Raw genomic sequence first — 25,055 nt, forward strand, 5'->3', positions numbered from 1 at the left:
TTTATTCAGGGTGATTTATATGAACGAATATGTTTATAGTGCCAAGCATAATGCTTTTTTCCCTGTGGATATGATTGATAAATATAAATCAGTAGGATGGGATTTATCAGATGCTAAGGAGGTGAATCAAAATATTGTCAGTGAGTTTATGGCTGAACCGCCACAAGGAAAAGTCCGTATTGCCGGAGAGGATGGACTACCTACGTGGGCAGATATTCCTCCACCTACTCATGAAGAGCTTATTGAAATTACTGAATCAGAAAGACAGCTACTAATTAACCAGGCCAACGAATACATGAACAGTAAGCAATGGCCCGGTAAAGCCGCTATTGGTCGTCTGAAAGGTGATGAACTGGCGCAATATAATTTGTGGCTGGATTATCTGGACGCACTGGAGCTGATCGATACTTCCGGTGCGCCAGATATTGAATGGCCTACGCCTCCGGCAGTTCAGGCCAGATGACATCCGGCGCTGTGCTGGTATCTGTTGCCGTCACCGCGTCAATGTAATCCAGCACAGCGTTAAGGCGGGTTGTTTCTGCCTGCGTCAGCTTCCGTCCGGCCTGTAATTTCAGTTGAATCAGACTGATGGAGGCCATTGCAGTATCAATCAGCGACTGGCGCAGTGCTTCTGCTGCATCTACTGCTGCGCCGTGCTGTGCCTCGGTATCTGTCACCCATTTCTCACCATTCCATTTATCGTATGGCGTTAACGGGGCGATAGTGGTTGTATTTTCAGGATAATCACCCGGAGCTGTGATTTCTTTCGATTCTCCTGTTTCGGTGCTATAGACGATTTCACCGCGATGATCTGGCACATATTCCCATGAATTTAAATCCATCGAACGGCAGATAGCATAACCCGCCTTATGTGTGCCAGGGGCATCTAAACAGGAATATGCAGGGATACCGACACCAATGGCAAGATATTCATTTGAAGTGGAAATATATTCCCGAGTTTCACCATCATAGTTATAGACGGTAATATTCCCCGCCTTCGTGGCAATAAGCTCGCTATTTAATACGGCGTTATCCATTATGCAGCCCTCACGATAAAGTTAAATGCAATATTTCGTGGACGGGTTTCACTCCCGCCAGTATTACCGATACTCCCTCGTGAATGAAGTGTCGGTGATGGGATCAGACTCCCTCCTGTATTTGTGGCATCAAGTCCCCGTCCTTGTGTGTATGTCTTTTTGAAAATCGTAGCCAGTTCCCATTCATCTTTTGTGTCGTAACCATCATTGGCAACAACAATATGACGGTGCTTTTCCAGCATCCCAGCCTGAAGGCTCAATAAAGCACGTCCTGCATCAATACCGCGCCCATCATCCCAGCCACGAATAAATTCACCTCGTAAATCAGGCAATTTATTTGTCGGGTAAGCCTTTGCCAGTTCCGGGTATTCTTCAGCAGAAAAAGCCGCCCCGTTGCATTTCAGCCAGCCTGTTGGAGGTGTCTCTGAAGGCCACGGAACAGGCGCACCAACAGGTAATGCTGAACCTTCTCCCAAACCAAGGTATGCGAGAAGACCAGCTACATCCTTTCCACTCAAATTAGTCAGCGTATTGTCCAGCGGTTGTTTACCTGCTAGCGCATTAAGCATTGTCGTGGCAAAGTTCGGGTCATTCCCCAGCGCCGCCGCCAGTTCGTTCAATGTATCCAGTGCCGCAGGTGCAGAACCCACCATTCCTGCAATCGCCGATTTCACAAAAGCCGTAGTGGCAATCTGTGTATTGTTGACCGACTGTGCCGCAGTAGGTGCTGTTGGCGTTCCGGTAAGTGCCGGACTCGACAGCGGCGCTTTCAGTGCCAGCGCATTATTAATAGTGGTACTGAATTTCGGGTCATTGTTAATGGCTGCGGCAATTTCTTTCAGTGTGTCCAGCGTGGCTGGCGCACCGTTAATCAGAGCAGTAATAGCGGCCTGAACAAACTCTGTGGTCGCAATCCGAGTGGTGTTATTTCCTGCTGCAGGCGTCGGCGCTTTTGGTTCTCCGGTAAATGTCGGATTATGTTTCTGCGCATACTGGGTATGAGGATCTTGTGCGGCAATGTGGTTTCTCATCTGGTCATCCACATACAGCTTTAATTCCAGGACTTTATCATCCACGTATTTACGGGTTGCCAGCACTACAGCAGGGTCGATTTTCAGGATGATATTGTCCGTACTGCTGGTAATCAGCACCATGCGCACGGTCTGGGTACGCCCGCTGCCTTCAGCCAGTTGCGGCTTATAGCTTTCCGGGCAGTTTCCCACGGCAATCAATGCCCCGGACTCATCAAACAGGCCCACTTCACGTATCCACCAACCGCCCTCGTTTTCAGGGATCACCTGTTCAGCAATAATCTGGCTACTGTTCTGCGGGTCGATATAAAGCATATTCAGCGCAGCCCGGCGTTTCTCATTTACCAGTGCCGTCTGCGTTGCGTCCGGCGTTGGCAATACTCCGCCGCCATCGCCCACCGCCATATGGGTAATTTTTAGCGGCACACCGAGCGCGGCGGCGCTGGCAAGTTTCGCCGCGCCAATATCCGTCAGCAGGGTATAAAATTTTGTGCTCATGGATTCACTCTCATTGTGTCAATAACATGGACCGCCCCGCCTTCATGCGCGGTGCCACCGGAAATAATCGTTTCGTTGATATACGGATAGATCGTGATTTCTTCGCCAAGATAGCTGGCGGCTCCCACCCAATGCGGGCCGCTGGTCTGCAGATTGATGGACATGCCGATCATGTGGCGGCTACATGGTTTGGCATCGCTTATCAGTCGCTCAAGTTCCAGATAGGTATCTTCAGTGATGCCCTGGTCCTGCACGCCGATATCCAGGCGAAACGTGCCCGGTGTTTCTCCGGTCTGCCACCACTCAATAATGCGGATCAGGAATCCGAACGGTTCCACTACCCGCCGCACTGCACTGGTGGTTCCTTTATGCTGATGAATATAAAAAGCATCCTTCACCACCTGGCGTTTGACGCTTTCAGTCCAGCCCTCGTCCCAGCGATCCACAGAGAACGCCCAGGCGAGATAAGGCAGGAAGCTGACCGGACAGGTCACCGGATTCCACAAGTCACGAAGCGGCACCTGCAGATCAGAAATCCCGCTGCAGGTTTGCGCCAGTCGGCGCTCCAGTGGTGTTGAACCCGGTGGCAGCAGACTATTCATCCGTTCCTCCGTTGGTTACGCTCCACTGCGTACATGATGCCGCCTGCGTTTTGTTCAGGACCACATCCGCCAGAGGAGATGCCAGCTCCACACGCTGCACCCCCTCAACATGCAGGGCGGCAAAGATGGCGCTACGGCGAATATCCCGACCAAGACGCGTCTGACTGGCGATGTACTTCTGCAGGCTGGCTTTTGCCGCTGCCATTACCGGCTCTGCTTCCGGTCCCGGATAGAGAAAAATGGTGGCTTTCACGCGATACGGGATGATTTCTGCGCTGCGAACCGTAAGACGGTCAGCCACCGGGCGGACGTTCTCACTGTTCAGAGCTTTTTCCACCACGTCCAGCAGGTCTTTTTCTGCAGTTCCATCGCCTTCGCGGCTAAGGACAGTCAGCACCACCTCTGCAGGTGCCGGGCTGGTTGCACTGGCATCCGCCACCCGACCGTCGGCGCTTCGGGCATGAAATTCATAAGCTGCAGTTGGCCCCGCAACTGAAAGCCCTTCAAAGGCTGCAGGCACACGCAGGCGTAACGCTTCATCGCTTTCCATCACAGCTGCAACGGGCGGCACAGCGTCATTATCAGCAGGCGTCACCGTCAGGCGTTTCACGTTGTAGTTGGCAGCGAGCTGGTCAAGATCGCTGCCCATCGCGTAAGCCACCATCACAGCCTGCGCGGCTTCGTTAATGCGCTGGCGCAGAAGCAACTCACGGTAAGCGTTCTCCTGCAGCAATTTGGTGACGGGTTCAGATTCCAGTTCCAGCGTGCGGATCACTGCTTCCTGCTCATCTTTCGGATGAAGCGCAACAAATTCGGCCTTGCGTTCGGCAAGCAGCGTCTCAAAGTCCGGCACATCGACAATCTGCGGCGCAGGCAACTGCGAAAGGTCAATCACTGCCATTCTCTGCTCCTGTTGATACGGAAAGGGAAACAGGCACACCGTTATTACGCCGCCCGGTCAGCCCCACCACCATTGAACCGTCAAAATTGCTGTTGATGGTGATGGAATCCAGCGTCAGCCGTGGCTCCCAGCGACTCAGCGCCACATACACTGCCGACATGACCTGCAGGCGTAATGCCGGATTTTGTGGCTGATCTATCAGTGCCGACAGTAGGGAACCATATTCCCGACGGGCAATGCGGCTACCCTGCGGCGTCAGCAGAATGTCCCGCACCGACTGGCGCAGATGGTCAATATCAGTAATGACTTTGCCGCTGGTATTGTTCATCCCGCTATAAAGCGTCATACCGGGCCTCCGGTTGTGTCGCCGCCTTTCAGGACGCCAGTATGCTGATGTGCATCAACCACAATTCCGTTAGAACTCATTGCACCGCCGCCCTGGGTAACACCACCATTGATCACTACTTCGCTGTTAATACGCGTGCGGTCAGCCTCCAGCACAAACTCACTGGTTTTCAGGGTGATGTTGTCGGCAGCCTCAATGACCATGGATTTGATGCCCCTGACATACCAGCGCCCGGTGGCGGGTTCGTATTCAAACCAGCCACCGTCAGGATGTTCTGTCACGCAGGCGTCCGCCGACGTCGAAGGTGGCGCGAACTGATTCGAATAGACAGCGGGCAACGCAAAGGCGGTTTCCAGATTGCCTCCCAGACTCAGCAGCACCACCTGCTCACCTTCCGATGGTTTCCACCATGTGCGGGCATTACCCGCGCGCAGCGTCAGCCAGTTAATCCAGTTGGTTTCAAGGTCGCCCGTTTTCACCCGGCAAAGCCAGTTTTCCCGGTCCACTTCGGTGACTACACCAGTGCGGATCAGGTTGGTGATAAGGCGCATGATTTCGGTTAATTGTGCGTTCATGAAGAAAGAATGCCCGTGATTCCTATTTTAACGAACCTCGCTTCATTGTTCTGTCTCTCATACATATAATCCCAGATAGCTCAACCAAAAGGGGATCTATATGGAAATCGATAAAATAAATACATTTTTAGCTACGGCCATTGGTGGTCTTATATTTAAATGGCTTATAGGTGGCATCTCGGCTTTTTGGTCATGGTTAAACACATCCTATCCAGAAGAAGACTTTTTGATATCAAAGATTGGAATATCAAAGCCAATTATTAGACTTAGTCTTTGCAAATATAAGTTAAGCACAAAACCCCATATTAAAAAACATAAAATATTTATCGTCTCATTTGGAATTGCAGTCATTATGACCTCAGCACTTTGTTTTTATAAATTTACCTATTTCATCGCCAAAGAACCCGTAAATTGGGTTGAAATCACACATAGAGAAACAAAAGATTCCTTTTGGATGAAACCAGAACACGCACAAAACATACCATACACACCTGAATGGAATATCACACCAGATGTATGTGTTGACAAGTCACAGCTTGATAAGATCACTTCAATCCAACAAGCCACAAAAGATTTCATTTGTAGCTACTTGCTAATTCCTGAAAAGAAAGAAGAGTTAGCAAAAACGACAGACAAGAACAAATTTACAATTATGATTGCCACCCCCATTATTTATTTAAGCATTCTATTTATATTTATGATAGGGATAGCAATGTTCATAGATTTATACATTGATTCAAAGATAACCAAATTTCACAAACTTGAAATTGATAAAAGTTATCAATATTTGACATGAATTAATATTGGCTTAGCCAACGTAGCAAAATATCACGAATATTTGCTTCAACATCATCATTTACACCCAGCAGGCGACGCTCTGCGTAACGGACCTCCGGTCCCTTACGACTGACACGATCGCGCAGGCCGTAGTGATGAACGCGGGCAATGCGCTGCACCTTACCTTCAAACTGCACGCTGGCAGAATCGGCGCTGGCGGCAGTTTTCAGATATTTTGTGGTGCGCAGCTTTGCAAACATCTGACGTTTGATACGCCCCTTTTTACTGCGTGCTGTTACCCGTCGCGGTTCATAACTACTGCCATCTGGATTGCGCTGCATCTTGATGTTCTTCTGTTGTGTCCGGCGCAGTTCCTGCGCCAGCTGGCGCATCATGCGACTTCTCGTGGCTGGTTCCAGATTCGCCAGCAAGGCACTCAACCAGTCGTCCACCTTCTGCAGTTCAGCCACGTTTCACCGTCCACATTTCTTCAGGTTCATCGGGTTCCGCTACAGCTTCAACGCTGGACACAGTGCCGTCAGTGCTGACCAGCACACGTTCCGTCAGTTGCAGGTTAAGGCTGATATCACAGACATCGTTGCGCAAAATATCCACCTCAAAGGTGAATAACTTTTCCCGTAACACCGGGTTATTGATTGCATCGGGCTGGTTATCCCGCAGCCACAGCAAAACCGGGGCCATCAACAGATTCTGGTCGCCGCTGAAATCCTCTATCACTACGTTCAGGGTGTAACGATACTCCCATGACATGGAGCTGGCTCCCGTGGCAACCAGCGAACCGTTATCCACAAACAGATGCAGTTTGTCCGGGTTATTTCGGACATAAGGCACTGCTTTATTGAGGGCGTGGCGCAGGGATTGTGGTTTGTTCACTGTTTCGCTCCTGACACGCAATAATCATGTCCACTTTGTCTGCACAGACCGCCCAGGCGGCCTCCGTTTCATCCAGCAATGCGTTCAGATCACCGTTAGTGCGCGGCGCTGCCTGATCCAGCCGACACGGCGTCACTCGCGGACAACCACTGACGGTAAGCTGCACCTCCGGTGAGTGCCGGTCGTTCCCGCAGCCGGATAATGTCAGCAGGCAAAGGAGTATCAGCCCAGCGGCGTAAATCCTCTTTCTCACGTTTCAGTTCCTCAATCCGGCGTTGTCGTTGTCTCAGTAGTGCGCTGGTCTGTTCTGCTTCGGCATAGAGCCGCGCCTGCTCCCGGTTATTGGTTTCAGTCAGAATGGACAGGCTGATAAGCTGGCTGTTTTTCTTCGTCAGTTCCTGCGCTTTACTTTTCAGCGCCGTGCGCTGCGTTTCGATGGTGTGGCTGGCGCTGTTAAGCCGCCACGACTGCCAGCCCAGCGCAACGAGTGCCAGTGCCACCACTACTGCCAGCGCACGCGTCATAGTCCAGCTCCTTTAAGGCACCAGGCCATCTCCCGCGCACGGCGGTTATCCAGCCCCTGATTAAACACACCTTTCACATAAACCCAGCGCGGCAACTGTCGGCACGCATCCGCCCAGCGCCGCTGATTGAGCAATTTCACCAGCGTGGAACTGCAGGCATTGCCCGTACCCACGTTGAAGGCAAACGACACCGCAGCGTCATACACCTTCTGCGGCGGCTGTTGCTTCACACACCTTTCCAGCGCCCGCTCCACACGCAGCACGTTGGAGATCAGCCCTTCTGCTGCCTGTCGCTCCGTAATGGTTTTGCCGGGAATGACGCCCGACGTATTACCAATGCCGTCGGTCCAGACACCCGCGCTGCACTGATACGGCTGCAGACGACAACCTTCGTAATCGGCAATCAGTTTCAGCCCTTCCACGGAGGTGTGAAGCTGCTGAAAACCCGGCAGCGTGGCAGCAATAGCCAGCACGGCCCCGACAAGGCAGCGTTTAACGATTGATGGATTCATAATCCTCCCGCGAGATCTGCCCGTCGCGCAGAAGCTGGTAGGCTTTGTGTTTGTAGTACCAGTTGATAGCCAGCATCAGCACACCAATCATCAGGCCGCCCAACGTTGAGGCATCCTTGATGGACAAATCGCCCAGCCAGGCCAGCACGACGGCGATGCAATACGTGATAAAGGCGCTGATTCGCTCAAGCGTCATAATTCAGTCCCATAGCTGGACGGTCTGCACGGTGGTGGTTGTCGGAATGTCCGGCAGCTCCACCTGCAGCCCGTGAGGTAAAAAGGGGCCGTATTCGGCAAGCCCCGGATTTGCCTTCAGTACCTGCTCCGTGACACCCTGCGTGCGCCCGTAATGACGCCAGCAAAGCGCGTCCACCGTGTCATACTGATGCGCACGCACTTTCATCAGATAAGCTCCACTGTGCAGTGCGGCGCATCCTGCACCCGGCTGATGGCCCAGCGGGCGTCACGCCACAAATCACCGCTTGCTTCCGCCAGTTCCTCGCCCCGCTTCACACCGGATGCCGTGGCGTCATAGTCCTGGTATCGTTCGTTGAGCATGGCGCGTGCCCAGCAGTAAACCGCGTTGAAATAGTGCTGAATGCGCTCACTTTTGCCGTCCAGCTGCTCCGCCGGAACCTCTGCCAGCGAGGCATATCCCAGCATCTGCTGGCGTCTGCGAAACTCATACAGCTCTGCGTTGACCTCCGAAATTGCCGACAGCGCAACCTGCTTTAAACGCGGCTGCGTCACCGTGCCGTCAGTGCGCATCACGCTGCGAAACTCCGACAGGTCCACATCAGGCCAGAACGGCGTATTTATGATGATTTCCGCCTGTTCCGGTGCCTGTTCTGGCGCAACAAACTTCATGCTGCTTTCTCCTGAAATAAAGGGCGGTGGACGGGGTTTTGATCTGGCAGTGCCTTTCGCCACCCCGTGCCGCCCGTGCGCGGGGGCACGTTCTGTCAGCGGCTGTCATTGCGCAGTCTGCGCTCCAGCTGCTGTTTGTCTTTTTTCACGCCACAGCGGGGATCGAGCTGTAACGCATGGTTGAGATGATTAAGGGCGGAAGCCGGATTGCTTTCACTCAGGACAGCGCCAATCGCTTTATGCAGACGTGCCCGTGACTGGTCCGGCATATCCAGACCGTCTGTCAGCTCCAGCGTCTGCAGCAACAGATCAGCATCAAAGCCGGTGGCGGCAAGCATTGCGCTCTGCGCCGCGTCAGCCATTTCCTCTGCCAGCACGGTCTGCACATTGCGGTTACCCAGCGGCATCACCCAGCCATGACGCAGGGCATGACGCCCGATCTCCAGCGCCCCGGCATAATCTCCGGCATCAATGCGCCACAGCATCACGTACATCAGCACGTCATCCTGTTGAGCGCCTCCGGCAACCAGGACACCCTCCGCCCAGGCGGCGTACTTCGGCAGCAGCTCCACCTTGATTTCCGCTTTTTTGACTGTGGACTGAACGCCCTTGAGACGGCGGCGGTCTTCCGCCAGTTGCAGCAGCATCAGGTCATAGCCCGACGCGTGGCGAACACTGCCACCCTCGCGAGCGGCCTGTTCAGCCTGAACGCGCAGGCGATGCTGCCGTGCGGGACTCAGGCTCATGAATTACGCTCCGGCTTCTGCTGCGGCGGCGCTGAAATCACCAATCTGGATGTTTTCCACCAGTGCGGCACAGCGGTAGTCCTCAACCACATAGGCTTCGTTAACGGATTCAAAATTTTCAATCCGGTCACGTTTCGGGTTGTCGATAACTGAACGGCGGCGGGTGTCTTCCTGCCAGTAGATGGACAGGTTATCCAGACGGGTGATCAGCAATGCATTCGGCGGGAAGAACGGCGCACGTACGGCCTGCAGGCCACCCATGCGCTTCTGACTGATAATCATATCGGCAGCCAGTTTTTCACTGTTTTCCTGCTCTTTGTTGACCAGCGGGAAATACTTGTCAGACAGCAGTTCACGACCGCAAATCACCACCAGATCGTCATCGTCCTGGTAGACCACATCGATAAGCTCATTGACGGCATCCATCACCACGGCGTCCAGGTTGGCATATTCGCCACCTTTACCTACTTTCACCGCACCCGGTGTGGTTTCACCGCCCGTGGTGGTGCTGCCCATGACGTGATCCGGTGCATCCTCACGGATTTTCTGCAGCCAGCCTTTGTTCACATCCTGCAGCAGCGGGTTTTCGCTACGGTTGGAGGTTTTCGCACGCTTCACGCCGTTAAAGCCGATCATGATGCGGTCCAGTGCCTGACGTTTCACGATGGCGTCACGGATACGCACCTGGAAATCCTGAAACTTCGCCCACAGGTCCAGCTTCGCGTAGGTCAGCACCGTGTCAAAGTTGGTCTGTTCGCATTTGTATTCCACATCGACCATCAGCGTCGGATCGACAGGTTCACGCTCTTTCGCAGTGGTGTCAGTGGTTCCGGCAATGGTGCTGCCAACACCCAGCCCCAGCAGCTGACCGGACTGCTCAGTCACTGGCGCGACGTTAATCAGCGTCAGGAAAGCGGCGGACTGCTGGATCTGGTCTTCCAGCGTCTGCTGCACAGACGGCTCCACAGTGAACTTGCTGGACAGTTCTTCAACTGCCACACCGTTCAGACGCGCCAGCTGCTGCAGGTAAGCGTTAAAAGCAAAGCGGGTATTCTTCTTCATCAGGTTTTGTGCTCCATCAGCAATTGGTCAGAGTGTCAGCGGGGGCGTTACCGCCTGTTGCACGCTGGCGGTAGTCCTGGCGGCTGTCTTCATGGCTCAGCTTGTCCACCAGTTCGTTAAAGGCGGTCTGCTGTGCCTGCAGGGCAGTCTCCAGCTCAGACAGGCGTTCTTCCTGCTCAGACAGGGATTTTTCGGTGCGCGCACTCAGGTTCTGCTGCTCAGTGGCGACCAGCTCCACGGCCTTATGCACATCAGAGAACCGGGCGTCATCGGACTGCTCTTTTTTGGTGAACAGCGCCGTGACACGGGCAAACAGGGACGGCTTGTCCTCCTGGATTTCTTCCAGTTCGATCACCGTTTCCTCTGCGGCTGTAAAGAGATTGGCGGGATTCTGCTTGCGGTTTGCCAGCGGGTTATGGGCTGCACTGGCGCTGAATGTCAGCATTTCAGTGCCCAGACTGGCAGGGTCATCAGTGGCAGCCAGGCCGACCAGGTAGGCTTTGCCCGTATCAGCAAACTTCGGGCTGACTTCCATAGAGGTGAATAATTTCTGGCCTTTTTTCACCAGTTCCACCAGGGACTCCGTTGGCTCAACGTCGGCATACAGCGCCATCTTGCCTGCCAGCGGACCTTCCGTGATTTCTTCAGCAAACAGCGCCGTCACCTTGCCGTAGCGGTTAAAGGTGCTGTCCGGCAGATAAGACTTGATGTGCTCAAGGTTAATCAGCGCGGTATACACCGCCGGGTTATAGCTGGCTGCCATCTGTTCCAGCCATTCACGCTGGATTTCGCGTCCGTCGGTGGTGGCACCTTCCACCCCGATGCGAAAACGCTTTGCTTTCACTGTCATGAGCCGTGCTCCGTTAGAAAAAACTTACTGGAGCCTTATGGTTGCGGTGATAGGGGCAGTGAAACAATGCGCGGTATTTGTACCGACAACCACACAAACCGCAGGCGGGGAAAGCCTTCATTCAAGGCTGTAGGTTTGTGCCATGAACACCACACTGACACCCGCAGATCTCGATCCCCGTCGGCAGGCCATGCTGCTGTACTTTCAGGGATACCGCGTAGCCCGCATTGCTGAAATGCTGGGCGAGAAAGTTGCAACCGTTCACAGCTGGAAAAAACGCGACAAGTGGGGTGACTATGGGCCTCTGGATCAGATGCAGCTCACCACCGCCGCACGCTACTGCCAGCTCATCATGAAGGAGCACAAAGAAGGGAAAGATTTCAAAGAGATTGACCTGCTGGCGCGCCAGTCTGAGCGCCACGCGCGGATCGGCAAGTTTAACAATGGCGGCAACGAAGCCGACTTAAACCCTAACGTCGCCAACCGCAACAAAGGCCCACGCCGTCAGCCTGAAAAGAATGTTTTCACCGATGACCAGATTGAGAAGCTGGAAGAAATTTTCCATTCCTCCATGTTCAACTACCAGCGCCACTGGTGGGAAGCCGGAAAAACCAACCGCATCCGCAACCTGCTGAAGTCACGCCAGATCGGCGCGACCTTCTATTTTGCCCGTGAAGCCCTGATTGACGCCCTGCTTACCGGACGTAACCAGATTTTCCTTTCTGCCAGTAAGGCACAGGCCCACGTCTTCAAACAGTACATCATCGACTTTGCCAAAGAAGTGGAGGTGGAGCTGAAAGGCGATCCGATGGTGCTTCCCAACGGGGCCACACTGTATTTCCTCGGCACCAATGCCCGCACGGCGCAGAGTTACCACGGCAACCTGTATCTGGATGAATATTTCTGGATACCGAAATTCCAGGAGCTGCGCAAAGTGGCTTCTGGTATGGCTATTCACAAAAAATGGCGACAGACCTATTTTTCCACGCCATCCAGCCTGACACACAGTGCTTATCCGTTCTGGTCCGGTGCGCTGTTCAACCGTGGGCGCAACAAAGCCGATAAGGTGGACATCGACCTGTCCCACAGCAATCTGGCCCCCGGCCTGCTGTGCGCAGACGGGCAATACCGCCAGATAGTCACCGTGGAAGATGCGGTGCGCGGCGGCTGTAACCTGTTCGACCTCGACCAGCTACGCATGGAGTACAGCCCGGACGAATACCAGAACCTGCTGATGTGCGAGTTTGTGGACGATCTCGCGTCCGTGTTCCCGCTCAGCGAGCTGCAGGCGTGCATGGTGGACAGCTGGGAAGTCTGGACCGACTTTCATGCACTGGCCCTGCGCCCGTTTGGCTGGCGCGAAGTGTGGATCGGTTATGACCCGGCAAAAGGTACGCAGAACGGCGACAGTGCCGGATGCGTGGTGGTGGCTCCGCCAGCCGTGCCGGGTGGTAAGTTCCGTATTCTTGAGCGTCACCAGTGGCGCGGGATGGACTTCCGCGCTCAGGCTGACGCCATCAAAAAACTCACCGAACAGTACAACGTTACGTATATCGGTATCGACTCGACCGGCGTTGGTCACGGGGTTTATGAGAACGTGAAAGCGTTCTTTCCTGCCGTCCGGGAGTTTGTCTATAACCCCAATGTTAAAAATGCCCTGGTACTCAAGGCCTACGACATTATCAGCCACCGCCGTCTGGAGTTTGACGCCGGACACACCGACATTGCGCAGTCATTCATGGCAATCCGTCGCGCAACCACCGCCAGCGGCAACCGCCCGACCTATGAAGCCAGCCGCAGCGAAGAAGCCAGCCACGCCGATCTGGCCTGGGCAACAATGCACGCACTGTTTAACGAACCGCTGCAGGGCGAATCCGCCAATACCAGCAATATTGTGGAGATTTTTTGATGGGAAAGAGTAAGAAGAACCGCGCTGCGGCGACGAAACAGATCCAGCTTAAAAGCCAGACTACAGCCGAAGCATTCAGCTTCGGCGATCCCGTTCCTGTTCTGGACCGCCGCGAACTGCTGGACTATGTGGAATGCGTACAGATGGACCGTTGGTATGAGCCGCCCGTCAGCTTTGACGGACTGGCGCGCACCTTCCGCGCTGCCGTGCATCACAGTTCCCCGATTGCAGTAAAGTGCAACATTCTGACCAGTACCTATATCCCTCATCCGCTGCTCAGCCAGCAGGCTTTTTCGCGTTTTGTGCAGGACTATCTGGTATTTGGTAACGCCTACCTGGAGAAACGCACGAACCGATTCGGTGAAGTTATCGCCCTTGAGCCTGCGCTGGCAAAATACACCCGACGCGGGTTAGACCTGGATACCTACTGGTTTGTGCAATACGGTATGACAACCCAGCCGTATCAGTTCACGAAAGGCAGCATTTTTCATCTGATGGAACCGGACATCAACCAGGAGATCTACGGCCTGCCCGGCTATCTTTCTGCCATTCCATCCGCCCTGCTCAACGAATCCGCCACGCTATTCCGCCGGAAGTATTACATTAACGGTAGTCATGCAGGCTTCATCATGTACATGACCGATGCCGCGCAGAACCAAGAGGATGTGAACAACCTCCGCAATGCGATGAAAAGCGCCAAAGGCCCTGGCAACTTCCGCAATCTGTTTATGTACTCGCCTAACGGCAAAAAGGACGGACTTCAGATTATCCCGTTGTCAGAAGTCGCAGCGAAGGATGAGTTTCTGAATATCAAAAACGTGAGCCGTGATGACATGATGGCTGCGCACCGCGTGCCGCCGCAAATGATGGGGATAATGCCGAATAATGTTGGGGGGTTTGGGGATGTGGAAAAGGCTAGTAAAGTCTTTGTCCGAAATGAATTAATTCCGTTACAAAAAAGGCTTATAGAAATTAATACTTGGCTAAATGAAAAAATCATAGCATTTAATGATTACTCATTAAATTAGATAAAAAGGGGTTAATCACCCCTATAAAAATCACAAAAATCGCCTTACACGCATTTTATTAATCGCCGATTCATCTCCAATTCTTATCAAGGCATCCCTTGCCTTTTTCCCTATACGATTCATTCTATCAGAACCATTACTAAAATTTCCGAATTTAAGCGCCGTAGCTATTATTGAATCACCACCATCAAGAATGACATTTTTAAATAATTGATAGTAGTCATCTACTGAAGCAGCATCCAATATTTCCTCATGTCTATCAGACCAACCATTCTGACCTGATAATTTCTTAAGAACATCATATATTGAACCATCAATATTTATAATCTTAGAATAGGCTTGAATTTTTGACAACAACTCAGTATCTCTTACGGGATGAACATTCACATAAATAGATTGAACATATTCCTTTAGAGCATCGTTACCATAATTAATAAACTGTTCAATCAATTCACTCGCCTTAGCATTCTCTCCGAAATCCCTATATAGTCCGACAACATTATCTAAATCACTTGGAGTCACATACTTCATCCCATCAACCACCGCTTGATATAGCTTGTCAACAACCTGATTTTGATTGTCATCAAATGAATTATGAAAGAACTGCCATGCCTCAGATAAGGAACCTCGTTTATTATCACGCGTAATCTCCTCATTCCTTAGGCTTATTTGTCTTTGGAAACTGCTCTTATCAAGATAGCCATATCTAACCATATCAATAAGAACCTCATCAAGATCATTCGTTTTTCTATATCCATATTTAAGCAAGGTATTAAGCCAGATTTTCTCATGGCCTTCTTCCTTGTCATTATAAGTATATATATTCCTCACTCCCCTAATATATTCTAGTGATGGCACATCTCCCTCTGGAGAAAATCCGTAATGGCTCCAACAATACAGAGTTAATGAATGCGCAACTTCATTTGAAATTGTCTCAACATCACCTATAATATTTGGTGTTAAGGACACAAAAAAACGTTCTATCTTTTTTAAGATTCGAATATTCTTGATACCTAAAGAAATGGAATATTTACTTAACAAGTTATAAACATGAGAATCACCTTTATAGGCTATATCTGCGCATTCTTCTGGTGTTGGATTGTAAGTGATATCTCTATCAATGACCTTTTCTTTATAAGTAGAATAATCCTCCATACTAGCTGTGCCATTGTTAAGCAATAGAACCACCTTACAATCCTTCTGCTCTTTTAATAGAGATACTAGCCCTAAAACATCTTTAACATCTAAATTTTTGCCACGCCTTTCTAAGTCATCTATTACTACAATCATTTTAGAAACGGTCAGAAATGACATTGCTTCAAGTGTCGTAGAGAAGTTTTTTACAACAGGAACTTCTTTTAACAAACCTGCTGCTTTTCGAGAAAATGATTCAAAAAGTCCACTTGCGTTTGTTGTTGCTGTCTCCAAATCAGGTTTATTTCCAATATATTCCTTTGTAATTGCATTCTCAAAAATAGAATACTTTAAAGAATCTAGTGAATTTATACCAAAAAGAGAGACATAACTATATCTATTAAATGCAACCTTATCTTTATTATCTTTTAGGAACGTATTCCAAGTATAGGTTTTACCAATTCCCCATTCACCCTGTATAGCCATTACTTCTGGTTCTGTAGATGAGATAAAATCTGACAACTGTTCTTTGATAAACTCTAAGGACATGTGTTTTCTCCTAGAAAGACAGCCCCGTATTATAACCCTAGAATTATAAAAGTAATGAGCGCGCGCTCGTATCCCCGCCACGCCTGCCCGCTTTATGTAGTGGTTTTCATGCACCTGCATGATCTACGCAAAAGCCCGCCAGTTCTGGCGGGCCTTAGCAAAAACGATCCTCAAACGATCATGCGATCTCATGCGGCATAGACATGCACTACAGAGCTAACGCCTCGCAAGGGCTCGTTGTTCAACCTTGCTGACGCCAGAAGCAAGTTCAGACGCCAGCAACGTTTCTTAATGCAGCCAGCTGTCGTCTTCCCACACCTTCTGCATAATTTTCATCACTTGTTTTCTTTCTTCGTCCAGTTGCAGTCCGGTTAGTTCCACACCGTTAGAGCTACCTTTGCGAATGCGAATTACCGTTTTGGGATACAGGGGGCGCAGATTGCGGTAAAGCTCGGATTCAAGGGCGTCCAGGGTAGACTGGCTAATCTTCTGCTCTTTATCGATCATTATTTCAATGCGCATAAAAGTCACCTCAGCTGATGACATCCATTGAGCGGTTGTATTCGTGGGTTCTGATTTTTGCCATGAGTTCATCAGTCAATTCAGAAACCCACTGCAGAGCCAGCCCCTTCTCTTCATCACTACACTCACTAGCCGCTACAAGCTTAAGAAAAAAATCAATGCGCTGGAGCTTCAAAGACTCCAAAAAATAGTCCTGCATCTTTCCTCCTATGACACCACACGCAATGCTGTATGCATAACCACTGTTTATATTTACAGTATATAATAATCTTACTGATGTAAAACGATTTTTTACGTTCATCAGCCTGATATGCCTGGTATTATTAAGAGCACGAATTGTTAACCCGCGTAATTAATACAGGTTCCGCCACTGATCATCTTCCTGCAAACGCTGGTTCCGATAGAAGATACGCAGGCCTGCTCCTGACGGAATACTGCCTCCGCGAAGGAGTAAATCGACCTCTTTCTCGCTGCCATCAAATCCTCTGGACTTCAGCTCATACACGAGCTGCAGTCGCTGATGGTCTGTAATTCGCTGTTTGTAGTCTTTACGCCGTTTCGGTTTCACCAGGCGTAACCTTGCTGCCAGTTCCCGGCGCTCTTTTTTGCTCATACTGTGCAGGTAATCGTGCAACTCCTTGTCATCCATGCTGGTAATGTCCGTTCTGGGGTCCCCATCAGCTGATTTATCTTTCTCCTGTTGGTTCAAATTTTCAGCAAGGGGACAGTTATTGCCACGAGTCCAAGGGGCGCAAGCGCCCTGGTCGGCTGCCGCCTCCTGAACGTCAACGGCCTTACGAACCATTTTCCACTTCACTGCATGAGTGCAGATCTTGCCCTCTGCAATGGGTGACCAGATGCCATAAATACGAATACCGTGATCGCCATAGGCGGTTGGCTCTTCGTTGATTTCATAAGCGGTTCTGATGAGGTGATATTTGCGGGGAACCAGTACGCCGCCCTGCTTCATGATGTAGGTGGCAAAACAACCAGCATCAGCAGCAGCCAGAATGGCATCAAGGCGCGGGTTATCCAGTACCGGCGCACCTGCTTTTTTGTCACCCTGTTGCCTTGCCGCCTGACCAGCCAGCAATCGCAGTTCACGGTAAGCCTGACGCCCCGGAATGCCAAAGAAGCGGAATTGCTGAACACGATGCAGAGACGCCCAGGCATTAACGTATTCAGCGTTATCACGCAGGGATTTCCCCGTTTCCTTACTGATCTCGCCAGCCAGACCACGCCCGTCAATATTCTTACTGATATATTTCGCAATGTAGCTTGTCGGCGTTCCTTTGCGCGGGTTTATCAGCTCAGACTTAAAGCGTGGTCCCGTGTTATTGCCCAGCTCCTCGCGGTCTTCACGGATGGCAAACTTACGCAACAATGCAGTAATGGCGCGGCGGTCTTTTTTGCGCATGAAACACAACAGGTGCCAGTGAACTGTGCCGTCATGATGCGGCTCAGCCACCCGCACGCCATACCAGCGCAACCCGGCTTTGTGCATAGCCTTACGAAATGCAGCAAACATGCCGACCAGATAATCACTGCTTTGTCTTACTGTCGCGTTGGTCCAGGTCGGGTTTGGCCTGCCGTTATTTAGCGTGGAATGGAAACGTGACGGACAGGTGATGGTGTAGAAAACGGCGCAGTCACCGCGCATTTCCGCGATAAGCTCCAGACCTTTAACACAGGCCATCATCTCATTGCGGCGATGCGCAGGGTTGCTGCTGCTGGCGTTTACCACATCCTCCATGTCCAGCGTGTCGCCGTCTTCGTTCACCAGTTCATGAGAACGAAAAAACTCCAGCGACTTACGGCGCTGCTCACGTTTATGCATCACGGCTTCATAGCTGACATAGGGAGATGCTTTTTTGCTGACCAGGCAGACAGCACGCAACTGCTCTTCCCGCCATTCGCAACGCATCTTCCATAATTTCCGGTACCACCAGTCGGCGCACAACATACGCGCCAGCGAACCCGGAATGAGTTCATAGGGCACGGGTTTACGGCGGTTTCTTTTCCGGCGGAGTTGATCAAACGCAGGCGGGATGACATCCAGACGCAGGGTTTCCGCTGCCACCTTTTCCCATGTCTTGCGGATTTCTTCTGGCTTAACGTCATCGGTGACATACAAATCGCCACAAGCTGCATCAAGACACATGCTCATATGCGCAGCGACAAGGGTAGACAAGCGTTTCACCTGCTCCTGACTCATTTCAGGCAGGATCAGCAGGCCGTCCAGCCCTTCATGGCTTGCCATAAAGCGAAAAGAAGTGGATAGCTGACTGTCGCGTACATGCTCCAGTCGTTCCAGACATGGCTTAATCGTCTCACGCAAATAGCGGGAATAAGCCTTTGGCCTGCCCAGGCTGCTGAAGTATTCAATACGTTGCATCAGCGGCTTGCTGATATGGGAAGGCTGGGCATTGACGTCCGCCAGAATGACCATATCTGGATTAAAACGCTGCTGCTCATGCGCCAGCTTTGCCCGGCTAATGAGCTTATCCTGCTCCATTTCGCGTTGGACAGGATCACGGGATTCATTAAAGAAATAACGCTCCCAGACCTGATCACTCAGTGCCTCGCGGCGCAGTTGTTCCTGCTCGTTATCGGCAGCGTACAGAGTGATCAGGTTTGAAAGCGCAGAAACCGGCGCAACTTCCGCCGGGTCCAGATAAGGGTTAATGGCCTTTTTCGGGCTGTTCCATGAGAATGCTGCGGCGGCCTCGTTAAAGCCGCTGCAGTTGTTCATATCATCATGGCTCATGCACGCACTCCGTACATGGCAGAACTATCCACGCCACGCGAAGGATCAAATCCCACCCAGCAGCGCGCCCCGGAAACAGCAATGATTTCTGTTGCAGATTTACTCTCGCCAGCCGACACGCCGATGCTGCGTTTTGCCTTGATGTAGTAGTGAGTGAAATTGCGATACAGCGAACGAATCAGGGATGTGTCACTGTTAGAAACAATGACCGGATGACCTTCAGATGATCGATGTTCAAGAACGGATGCCAGGTGATACTGGTCATCTTCAGTGAAGCCATCAGTGTGATAGCCGGAAAACGTACCGTCATAAGGCGGATCGCAATACACCACATCCCCCGCCTTCAACATCGCCAGCGTTTCATCAAAGCTGGCGCAGATAAACGTTGCCCGCTGGGCTTTCTCTGCAAATGCGCGAATTTCTTTTTCAGGGAAATACGGATTTTTATAATTACCGTAGGGAATGTTGAAATACCCGCTCTTGTTATAGCGACATAACCCACGATAACCATGACGATTGAGATACAGAAAATATACCGCTTTCATGAAATCAGTAATTTCAGTGGAGTAATTAAACTCCTGCCTTATGTTGTAATAAGCCACCTCCCTATTTGCTTCCTCAAATAAAGCTCTGGCACGAGATATAAACGCCTCACAATCAGCAGCAACCTTTTTATAGAGGTTGATTAAATCAGGATTAATATCCGCAACAAGATAGCTGGGGTAATCCGTCTCCATCATCACTGCACAGGATCCCGCGAAAGGTTCAACCAGTCGCGGGCCAGCAGGAAGATGCTTTTTCAGTTCGGACATTATGGCGGTTTTATTTCCCGCCCATTTCAGGATGGTGCTCATACAGCACCTCCGTTGTAATGTTTGCCTTTCAGCTCTGCGATTTCCTGACAGGTAATGCAAAGCTGCACACCCGGAATGGCACGACGGCGTGCTGGCAGAATTGGCGCTTCACACTCAACGCAAAGCACGCGGGACACGCCCGGCGTTTTGGCACGGGCAGCACGGATATGACGTTGGCGTTCTTCTTCAACTCGCTGCTGTACGAGATCCATTGCATCAGCCATCAGTGGATCTCCTGCGCTTCGTTCTGGATTGCTTCAGCAGTCACACGCAGCAGTTCTGCCGCTTCGACGTGGTTTAACTGGCGGGATGTGATATGACACGCCAGGCGATCAAGGCGAGCTGCCATTGCTTCAGCCCTTGCCCGGCGTTCTTCCAGACGAGCCTCTGTCAGTAAAATACTAAGCCCTGTGTCATCCGGTCCGGTTTTAGTCGTGAGGGTTTCAATATTACGCATAATCAATTCTCCTGTATTTAGATAAAGGGATGCCCAGCGGGTTTACGCCATTAATTTCATTAGTTGGTTAATTCGGCATGGTTAGCCGTCTGGGAAATAAGCTCACCACTGCACGAAAATGATTCATTGCTTTAATCAGCTCCCGCTTTTCGTCAGTGGTCAGCTCATTAATGCTGATGCTATGACGTTCAGCTGGAATTTTTGCCATAAAGAATATGGCAGCCAGTGCTCGTTTATTTTGTTCGTTATTGATATCCCGTGGATCACGCATATCTTTAATAAACCGCTCAAGCTCTGACTCAATATTCAGGCCAAATACTTTCGCCCTTAACTCCGCAATGTGATTAAGTCCATTCAGGCGTTCACCGGGGCTTAATGGAACAGTCGCCGCAGCGCCTTCAATAGCCATTTGTTCCCCCGTTTTTTCGTAGATAGTTCTGCCAGCAATTCATCTTGTGAACGGCACGGATGCCAGCGTTTACCATCCTCACCCATGATCCAGCCGTGACCGTAATGCATTGCCGGGCTTTGTTTAACCAGCAGCGATGCAAATGATGGTTCTTTCGTAAGCATAAGCACCTCACAGCAAACCGAATGAAGCACCAAGACCAGTCATGGTATCAACTGCACTCGCCATCGCAGGATTAGCCTGTAAACGGGCTTGCAATGAAACAGCAGCCAGCGCCATCAGTCGTGTAACAGAGTTAATGCTGCTGATCGCATCACGACGGCCTGCACTGGTTTTTACATCGCCAGAAACCGCACCTGCCGCGACACGTCCTATCTCTGCAGTTGCACTCATGACGTAATGCGGCAGTTTCTCTTTTGCCACCTCATTAATCGGAACACATGGCAGACAATGAATCTGTGCCAGAAAACCATCTACCAGTGTTGAGTCCTCAGTCAGATCGGTAAGCAGCCAGATGTCTGGCGCTGTAAGCTGATGTGGTTGATCTGGGTTGAGTTTGTTTCGCAGTGTCTGAACATTCATTCCTGCACGTTCTGCCAGCTTGGACATATTGTGACGTAGTGCAAAAGCTCTACAAGCTTCATCAAAATGCGGATGTTTGGAAATCTTGTAATCAAACATGGTGCTCCCTTAGAAAGTTCCCATAATTGAAGTTACTTACCAACAATGACGCGGAAGTTGGAATGACCGAGGGATTCACGGACCTGATCAGTTTTGTACATCAGATAACGCAGGCTTACGCGGCCTTTGTTTTTTTCTTTCTTGACCATGTACTTAGCGAGTTGGCCATGGTAAATTTTTTGGTAAACAGACCCACGGGAAATCCCTTCCCATTCAGCGAATTCAGCAGGCGTAGCCATCTCTTTTGGTACACGAATTGAAATATCTGTGCTCATAGTGCAGTATCTCTTGGTTTAAGCTCGTTTTATGATGTTTAACCCCAACTTCTAAACTCTCATATTAGAAGTTAAATACAAAAATACGATCTCGTTATTGGATTGTCAAATGGAGAGTTCATCTTGAAGATTAATACAGGTGCAAATACGGGAGGAAGAGAGACCATCAAAAGGCTGATGACTGCCTATGGTTTCAACACTCAGATTGCGTTGGTTGAACACCTCGAAGCATCAAAAAGCACCATGGCAAACAGGATGTTACGTGATAGCTTCCCTGCTGACTGGGTTATTCAATGTGCCCTTGAAACAGGTATTTCTCTTCTTTGGCTGACAACGGGCCAAGGGGAAATGTATCCTCAAACAGAAGAAAAAAATAAGTTCAAAAACGAGAGTTCACCTACAGTTCGCCCCCTTTCAAAGATAGTTATCCCATCAGTAAGGCAGGCAACCATTGAGAACGGAACGCTCGAAGAGATGGGGGATGTTTTCCTTGATCAGACTTTGATACCCGGAAAAGCCGAATATTGTTTGTACGTCAAAGCTAACGACGGCAATTACATTGTTGATACATCAGCAAAACAGCTTAGTAACGGAATTTGGCTCATAGACATCGACGGTATGAAAAACATCGTCAAAATTGCGCGCATACCCGGAAACAAAATAGTAGTTAACCAAGATGACACTTCATTTGAATGTTCTGTAGATGATGTGGAAGTCGTAGGACGTGCAGTCAAAGTAATCAAGAACCTCTAACTTATGACCATCAGAAAACAGCCGAACGGAAAATGGTTGTGTGAGTGCTATCCCAATGGACGCAATGGTAAGCGCGTGCGTAAGCAATTTGCTACCAAAGGCGAAGCTATTGCATTTGAAAGCTTCACAATGGAAGAAGTGAACAAAAAACCATGGCTGGGGGAAAAGGAAGATCGGCGACATCTATCAGAATTAATTGAGCTGTGGTATTCCCTGTATGGTCAAACACTCACAGACCCCAAGCGCCTCATGGCGAAACTTAGTATTATCTGTAATGGTCTAGGCGATCCCATCGCTTCAGAACTGACAGCCGGTGACTTTACGAAATACCGCGAAGCACGGTTAAAAGGTGAAGTACGAAATGAAGATGGCACGTTTATGTCGCCCGTTAAGCCCCGCACGGTAAACCTTGAACAGCGCAATCTATCATCTGTTTTTGGTACACTGAAAAAGCTGGGCCACTGGTCAGCCCCCAACCCGCTTGCTGGGCTGCCAACGTTTAAAATTGCTGAGAGTGAATTGGCGTTCCTGACCCCGGAAGAAATTAAACGTCTGCTGGATGCCTGCGCCGATTCTCAAAGCTCTAGTCTGCTGACGGTTGCAAAAATATGTCTGGCCACCGGCGCGAGATGGAGTGAAGCCGAAAACCTGCAGGGCCATCAATTATCAAAATACCGGATCACCTACACCAAAACTAAAGGCAAGAAAAACCGAACCGTACCGATATCTCAGGAGCTATATGAAGAACTCCCCAAAAACAGAGGGAAACTATTCACGCCCTGCAGAAAAGCTTTTGAGCGCGCAGTAAAACGAGCCGGTATAGACCTGCCTGAAGGCCAGTGCACACACGTGTTGCGCCATACATTCGCCAGTCACTTCATGATGAATGGCGGAAACATATTGGTACTACGCGATATTCTTGGTCACTCTGATATAAAAATGACGATGGTTTATGCTCATTTTTCGCCAGATCATTTAGAAGATGCTGTAACAAAAAATCCACTGGCTATGTTGGGATACTGATAATGGAAAAAAGCATTAGCACATTTATGTACCTATCCGTTTTATTAGGTTGTATATTCTTATTTATAAAATATCGACTTTATGTTCTCGATCATAGAAGCTTGTTCCAACAACCCTTGTTCTGGGCTGCAATAGGCCTACCTTTATTCACCAGCCTTTACTTTGGTTCTTTTGTCTGGATAGATAAAATACACTCTTTTAGTCTTACAAGTCGCGGTTATGAGAGATTTTTAGATATCTCGAAATTACCATTACTCATCCTTGCATCTGCAGTACCTTTAGTTTCAATAGTAAACAACCTACACAGAACCAAACAAACAGAAAAACAGATCTCAGAGGCAGAAAGGAAAAACAGGGTAGATTTATATTACAACCACATGAAATTTCATCTTGATTTATATAAAAAAATCGAAGGAAAAAGAATAGGCAGCTACTACCCGGTTCAGGAAGCTCAAGCTGAAGCAATCTACCAACATTTTATAAAACATCCACAAGAATTATATAGAAAAGCATACCCACAATCTACGCCTGATGATTCTCAACAATTAGATATTAATGAGCAATTTGTTATTGATTTACACAAATGTTGGGTAGAAATCAACGCAAGACTCAAGCAATTATCCGAGAGTGAAAATCAAATACATCCTACAGAGGAACTTTGCACAACAAAGATGAGAATATTTGTAGGAGTTATGATTATTTATGAAAAAACTTGTAAACTGTTGTGTTTAGGTGGATTTCATTATAAAAAGTCATTTGTAATAAATGATAGTTATAATAAATACCAAGTTTATTCACCATTTTATGATTTTGGCACTCTGTACGAATCACTGCAATCCTTAGAAGAGATAACCTACGCCTTCTTGGATACTTGCAGAAATGAAGTGGTAAACTTGTACTTCCCTATAGAAGATAAAATTTTGATATATGGTGAAGGGATTCTAGAGAATTGGTTCAAGTATTCTCAGTTCTTGATCACTATAGCTTATCAACCCGCCAAGATGTCTCGCTTACCCCAGCTGAGACGCGATTGATGATGGCGACATTTTGGCGGCAGAGCTTTAAAAACAGATAAAACTGCCAAACACCACATAACACTAACATATTGTTTTTAAACATAAATCATTATTCTTTCTGTAGTAAAAATGGTATGTAGGAATTTCGGACGCGGGTTCAACTCCCGCCAGCTCCACCAATCATGATTGGACGGTGTAAGGACAACACCAACAAAAACAGGAAGTTAGAAGTCTCAGCAAGACACCGACCAGACGGTGAGGAGACATAAAAGGATACGCAAAGGAGCCGCGGCTCCTGGTGATATGAAAGCCCACAGATGTGGGCTTTTTCGTTGATGGTCAGAACGACCAGTTCACACCAGCCACCGCGTTCCACGGGGATTCCACACCGGCACCATGGCTATACCCCACCCCGAGATGCCCGCTTAACGAACTGCTGAATGAGGCTTTAATACC

At 49.8% G+C, this 25,055-nt stretch carries 36 protein-coding genes and 1 other RNA gene; 8 read left to right on the plus strand and 29 right to left on the minus strand.

All coding sequences use genetic code 11. The annotated features are described in order from the left end of the window. The first annotated feature begins 19 nt into the window (after window positions 1-19). Window positions 20-463, plus strand: a complete 444-nt coding sequence (locus FQ015_RS15435; protein WP_053891113.1) for a tail fiber assembly protein — start codon at window positions 20-22, stop codon at window positions 461-463. Here FQ015_RS15435 and FQ015_RS15440 read toward each other — a convergent pair. The 6 genes from FQ015_RS15440 to FQ015_RS15465 are packed head-to-tail and all read right to left on the minus strand — an operon-like array spanning window position 435 to window position 4,990. After that, window positions 435-1,037: a tail fiber assembly protein gene (locus FQ015_RS15440; RefSeq protein WP_021542074.1), complete on the minus strand. Its 603-nt coding sequence runs from the start codon at window positions 1,035-1,037 to the stop codon at window positions 435-437. The genes FQ015_RS15435 and FQ015_RS15440 overlap by 29 nt on opposite strands. After that, window positions 1,037-2,566: a phage tail-collar fiber domain-containing protein gene (locus FQ015_RS15445; protein WP_089560398.1), complete on the minus strand. Its 1,530-nt coding sequence runs from the start codon at window positions 2,564-2,566 to the stop codon at window positions 1,037-1,039. The genes FQ015_RS15440 and FQ015_RS15445 overlap by 1 nt, the downstream gene beginning before the upstream one ends. Further along, on the minus strand, window positions 2,563-3,168 hold the full coding sequence (locus FQ015_RS15450) for a phage tail protein I (RefSeq protein ID WP_089560399.1): 606 nt from the start codon (window positions 3,166-3,168) through the stop codon (window positions 2,563-2,565). The genes FQ015_RS15445 and FQ015_RS15450 overlap by 4 nt, the downstream gene beginning before the upstream one ends. Next, window positions 3,161-4,069 carry a baseplate assembly protein gene (locus FQ015_RS15455; protein WP_160524237.1) on the minus strand — a complete coding sequence of 303 codons (909 nt, stop codon included), beginning with the start codon at window positions 4,067-4,069 and terminating at the stop codon, window positions 3,161-3,163. The genes FQ015_RS15450 and FQ015_RS15455 overlap by 8 nt, the downstream gene beginning before the upstream one ends. Beyond that, complete coding sequence (locus FQ015_RS15460) at window positions 4,056-4,415, minus strand: GPW/gp25 family protein (protein WP_000177591.1); 360 nt, start codon at window positions 4,413-4,415, stop codon at window positions 4,056-4,058. Before FQ015_RS15460 ends, FQ015_RS15455 begins: the two co-directional genes overlap by 14 nt. Continuing rightward, entirely contained in the window at window positions 4,412-4,990 is a 579-nt protein-coding gene (locus FQ015_RS15465) for a phage baseplate assembly protein V (RefSeq protein ID WP_001552634.1), read from the minus strand. Before FQ015_RS15465 ends, FQ015_RS15460 begins: the two co-directional genes overlap by 4 nt. A gap of 100 nt (window positions 4,991-5,090) precedes the next feature. Here FQ015_RS15465 and FQ015_RS15470 point away from each other — a divergent pair, with 100 nt between their 5' ends. Then, complete coding sequence (locus FQ015_RS15470; protein WP_001554842.1) at window positions 5,091-5,786, plus strand: DUF6216 family protein; 696 nt, start codon at window positions 5,091-5,093, stop codon at window positions 5,784-5,786. A gap of 1 nt (window position 5,787) precedes the next feature. On the opposite strand, the gene FQ015_RS15475 is transcribed toward FQ015_RS15470, so the two are convergent. The 11 genes from FQ015_RS15475 to FQ015_RS15520 form a co-directional block, all read right to left on the minus strand. Beyond that, the gene (locus FQ015_RS15475; protein ID WP_001554841.1) at window positions 5,788-6,237 is read right to left on the minus strand and encodes a phage virion morphogenesis protein; all 450 of its coding nucleotides are present in this window, start codon (window positions 6,235-6,237) and stop codon (window positions 5,788-5,790) included. Continuing rightward, on the minus strand, window positions 6,230-6,661 hold the full coding sequence (locus FQ015_RS15480) for a phage tail protein (protein ID WP_089560401.1): 432 nt from the start codon (window positions 6,659-6,661) through the stop codon (window positions 6,230-6,232). The genes FQ015_RS15475 and FQ015_RS15480 overlap by 8 nt, the downstream gene beginning before the upstream one ends. After that, window positions 6,624-6,872, minus strand: coding sequence for an Rz1-like lysis system protein LysC (gene lysC, locus FQ015_RS24255; RefSeq protein WP_226094538.1), 249 nt, complete (start codon window positions 6,870-6,872; stop codon window positions 6,624-6,626). Before lysC ends, FQ015_RS15480 begins: the two co-directional genes overlap by 38 nt. Next, entirely contained in the window at window positions 6,757-7,185 is a 429-nt protein-coding gene (gene lysB / locus FQ015_RS15485; protein ID WP_097329850.1) for an Rz-like lysis system protein LysB, read from the minus strand. The genes lysC and lysB overlap by 116 nt, the downstream gene beginning before the upstream one ends. Continuing rightward, window positions 7,182-7,697 (minus strand): lysozyme, encoded by a 516-nt coding sequence (locus FQ015_RS15490; RefSeq protein WP_001069904.1) that lies wholly within the window; start codon window positions 7,695-7,697, stop codon window positions 7,182-7,184. The genes lysB and FQ015_RS15490 overlap by 4 nt, the downstream gene beginning before the upstream one ends. Further along, window positions 7,678-7,893, minus strand: a complete 216-nt coding sequence (locus tag FQ015_RS15495) for an HP1 family phage holin (protein ID WP_000171568.1) — start codon at window positions 7,891-7,893, stop codon at window positions 7,678-7,680. Before FQ015_RS15495 ends, FQ015_RS15490 begins: the two co-directional genes overlap by 20 nt. A gap of 3 nt (window positions 7,894-7,896) precedes the next feature. Next, a complete protein-coding gene (locus FQ015_RS15500) occupies window positions 7,897-8,100 on the minus strand; it encodes a tail protein X (RefSeq protein WP_000868175.1) in 204 nt (67 codons plus the stop codon). After that, on the minus strand, window positions 8,100-8,564 hold the full coding sequence (locus FQ015_RS15505; protein ID WP_000673499.1) for a head completion/stabilization protein: 465 nt from the start codon (window positions 8,562-8,564) through the stop codon (window positions 8,100-8,102). Before FQ015_RS15505 ends, FQ015_RS15500 begins: the two co-directional genes overlap by 1 nt. Window positions 8,565-8,659: 95 nt before the next feature. Then, complete coding sequence (locus FQ015_RS15510; protein ID WP_000059207.1) at window positions 8,660-9,310, minus strand: phage terminase small subunit; 651 nt, start codon at window positions 9,308-9,310, stop codon at window positions 8,660-8,662. A gap of 3 nt (window positions 9,311-9,313) precedes the next feature. Next, entirely contained in the window at window positions 9,314-10,372 is a 1,059-nt protein-coding gene (locus tag FQ015_RS15515) for a phage major capsid protein, P2 family (protein ID WP_000742495.1), read from the minus strand. Between the two features lie 16 nt (window positions 10,373-10,388). Next, window positions 10,389-11,222: a GPO family capsid scaffolding protein gene (locus FQ015_RS15520; protein ID WP_000216247.1), complete on the minus strand. Its 834-nt coding sequence runs from the start codon at window positions 11,220-11,222 to the stop codon at window positions 10,389-10,391. A 142-nt stretch (window positions 11,223-11,364) separates the two neighbouring features. Between FQ015_RS15520 and FQ015_RS15525 the strand changes: the two genes are divergently transcribed. Next, on the plus strand, window positions 11,365-13,131 hold the full coding sequence (locus FQ015_RS15525) for a terminase ATPase subunit family protein (RefSeq protein WP_001098406.1): 1,767 nt from the start codon (window positions 11,365-11,367) through the stop codon (window positions 13,129-13,131). Further along, complete coding sequence (locus FQ015_RS15530; RefSeq protein ID WP_089560403.1) at window positions 13,131-14,159, plus strand: phage portal protein; 1,029 nt, start codon at window positions 13,131-13,133, stop codon at window positions 14,157-14,159. Before FQ015_RS15525 ends, FQ015_RS15530 begins: the two co-directional genes overlap by 1 nt. Before the next feature lie 30 nt (window positions 14,160-14,189). Here FQ015_RS15530 and FQ015_RS15535 read toward each other — a convergent pair whose 3' ends face one another. From FQ015_RS15535 to FQ015_RS15585, 11 genes are all read right to left on the minus strand, one after another. After that, the gene (locus FQ015_RS15535; RefSeq protein WP_089560415.1) at window positions 14,190-15,842 is read right to left on the minus strand and encodes a P-loop NTPase fold protein; all 1,653 of its coding nucleotides are present in this window, start codon (window positions 15,840-15,842) and stop codon (window positions 14,190-14,192) included. Between the two features lie 288 nt (window positions 15,843-16,130). Further along, complete coding sequence (locus FQ015_RS15540; RefSeq protein WP_001217575.1) at window positions 16,131-16,364, minus strand: DinI-like family protein; 234 nt, start codon at window positions 16,362-16,364, stop codon at window positions 16,131-16,133. 10 nt (window positions 16,365-16,374) lie between these two features. Then, complete coding sequence (locus tag FQ015_RS15545) at window positions 16,375-16,563, minus strand: hypothetical protein (RefSeq protein WP_001154434.1); 189 nt, start codon at window positions 16,561-16,563, stop codon at window positions 16,375-16,377. 153 nt (window positions 16,564-16,716) lie between these two features. Further along, window positions 16,717-19,131: a replication endonuclease gene (locus FQ015_RS15550; protein ID WP_097329849.1), complete on the minus strand. Its 2,415-nt coding sequence runs from the start codon at window positions 19,129-19,131 to the stop codon at window positions 16,717-16,719. After that, complete coding sequence (locus FQ015_RS15555; protein WP_089560405.1) at window positions 19,128-19,985, minus strand: DNA adenine methylase; 858 nt, start codon at window positions 19,983-19,985, stop codon at window positions 19,128-19,130. Before FQ015_RS15555 ends, FQ015_RS15550 begins: the two co-directional genes overlap by 4 nt. Beyond that, the gene (locus tag FQ015_RS15560; RefSeq protein ID WP_097329848.1) at window positions 19,982-20,209 is read right to left on the minus strand and encodes a TraR/DksA family transcriptional regulator; all 228 of its coding nucleotides are present in this window, start codon (window positions 20,207-20,209) and stop codon (window positions 19,982-19,984) included. The genes FQ015_RS15555 and FQ015_RS15560 overlap by 4 nt, the downstream gene beginning before the upstream one ends. Next, entirely contained in the window at window positions 20,209-20,442 is a 234-nt protein-coding gene (locus FQ015_RS15565; protein WP_160524238.1) for a DUF2732 family protein, read from the minus strand. Before FQ015_RS15565 ends, FQ015_RS15560 begins: the two co-directional genes overlap by 1 nt. 67 nt (window positions 20,443-20,509) lie before the next feature. After that, on the minus strand, window positions 20,510-20,851 hold the full coding sequence (locus FQ015_RS15570) for a DUF5347 domain-containing protein (protein ID WP_000963473.1): 342 nt from the start codon (window positions 20,849-20,851) through the stop codon (window positions 20,510-20,512). Continuing rightward, a complete protein-coding gene (locus FQ015_RS15575) occupies window positions 20,815-21,015 on the minus strand; it encodes a phage filamentation protein Fil family protein (RefSeq protein ID WP_000956182.1) in 201 nt (66 codons plus the stop codon). The genes FQ015_RS15570 and FQ015_RS15575 overlap by 37 nt, the downstream gene beginning before the upstream one ends. Before the next feature lie 7 nt (window positions 21,016-21,022). Beyond that, window positions 21,023-21,532, minus strand: a complete 510-nt coding sequence (locus FQ015_RS15580; RefSeq protein WP_089560407.1) for a phage regulatory CII family protein — start codon at window positions 21,530-21,532, stop codon at window positions 21,023-21,025. A 32-nt stretch (window positions 21,533-21,564) separates the two neighbouring features. Then, a complete protein-coding gene (locus FQ015_RS15585) occupies window positions 21,565-21,807 on the minus strand; it encodes a Rha family transcriptional regulator (RefSeq protein ID WP_160524239.1) in 243 nt (80 codons plus the stop codon). Between the two features lie 123 nt (window positions 21,808-21,930). Here FQ015_RS15585 and FQ015_RS15590 point away from each other — a divergent pair, with 123 nt between their 5' ends. From FQ015_RS15590 to ssrA, 4 genes are all read left to right on the plus strand, one after another. Beyond that, window positions 21,931-22,560 (plus strand): phage repressor protein CI, encoded by a 630-nt coding sequence (locus FQ015_RS15590; RefSeq protein WP_001676485.1) that lies wholly within the window; start codon window positions 21,931-21,933, stop codon window positions 22,558-22,560. A 3-nt stretch (window positions 22,561-22,563) separates the two neighbouring features. After that, on the plus strand, window positions 22,564-23,583 hold the full coding sequence (locus FQ015_RS15595; RefSeq protein WP_001676484.1) for a site-specific integrase: 1,020 nt from the start codon (window positions 22,564-22,566) through the stop codon (window positions 23,581-23,583). A gap of 2 nt (window positions 23,584-23,585) precedes the next feature. Continuing rightward, complete coding sequence (locus FQ015_RS15600; protein ID WP_160524240.1) at window positions 23,586-24,617, plus strand: hypothetical protein; 1,032 nt, start codon at window positions 23,586-23,588, stop codon at window positions 24,615-24,617. After that, window positions 24,602-24,778, plus strand: a transfer-messenger RNA (tmRNA) gene (gene ssrA, locus FQ015_RS24725). The genes FQ015_RS15600 and ssrA overlap by 16 nt, the downstream gene beginning before the upstream one ends. Window positions 24,779-24,938: 160 nt before the next feature. Here ssrA and FQ015_RS24730 read toward each other — a convergent pair. After that, on the minus strand, window positions 24,939-25,055 hold a 117-nt coding region (locus tag FQ015_RS24730), incomplete at its 5' end, for an autotransporter outer membrane beta-barrel domain-containing protein (RefSeq protein WP_123057350.1).

The organism is Escherichia sp. HH26CH (genome assembly GCF_009820205.1).
Classification (GTDB): Bacteria; Pseudomonadota; Gammaproteobacteria; order Enterobacterales; family Enterobacteriaceae; genus Escherichia; species Escherichia coli_F.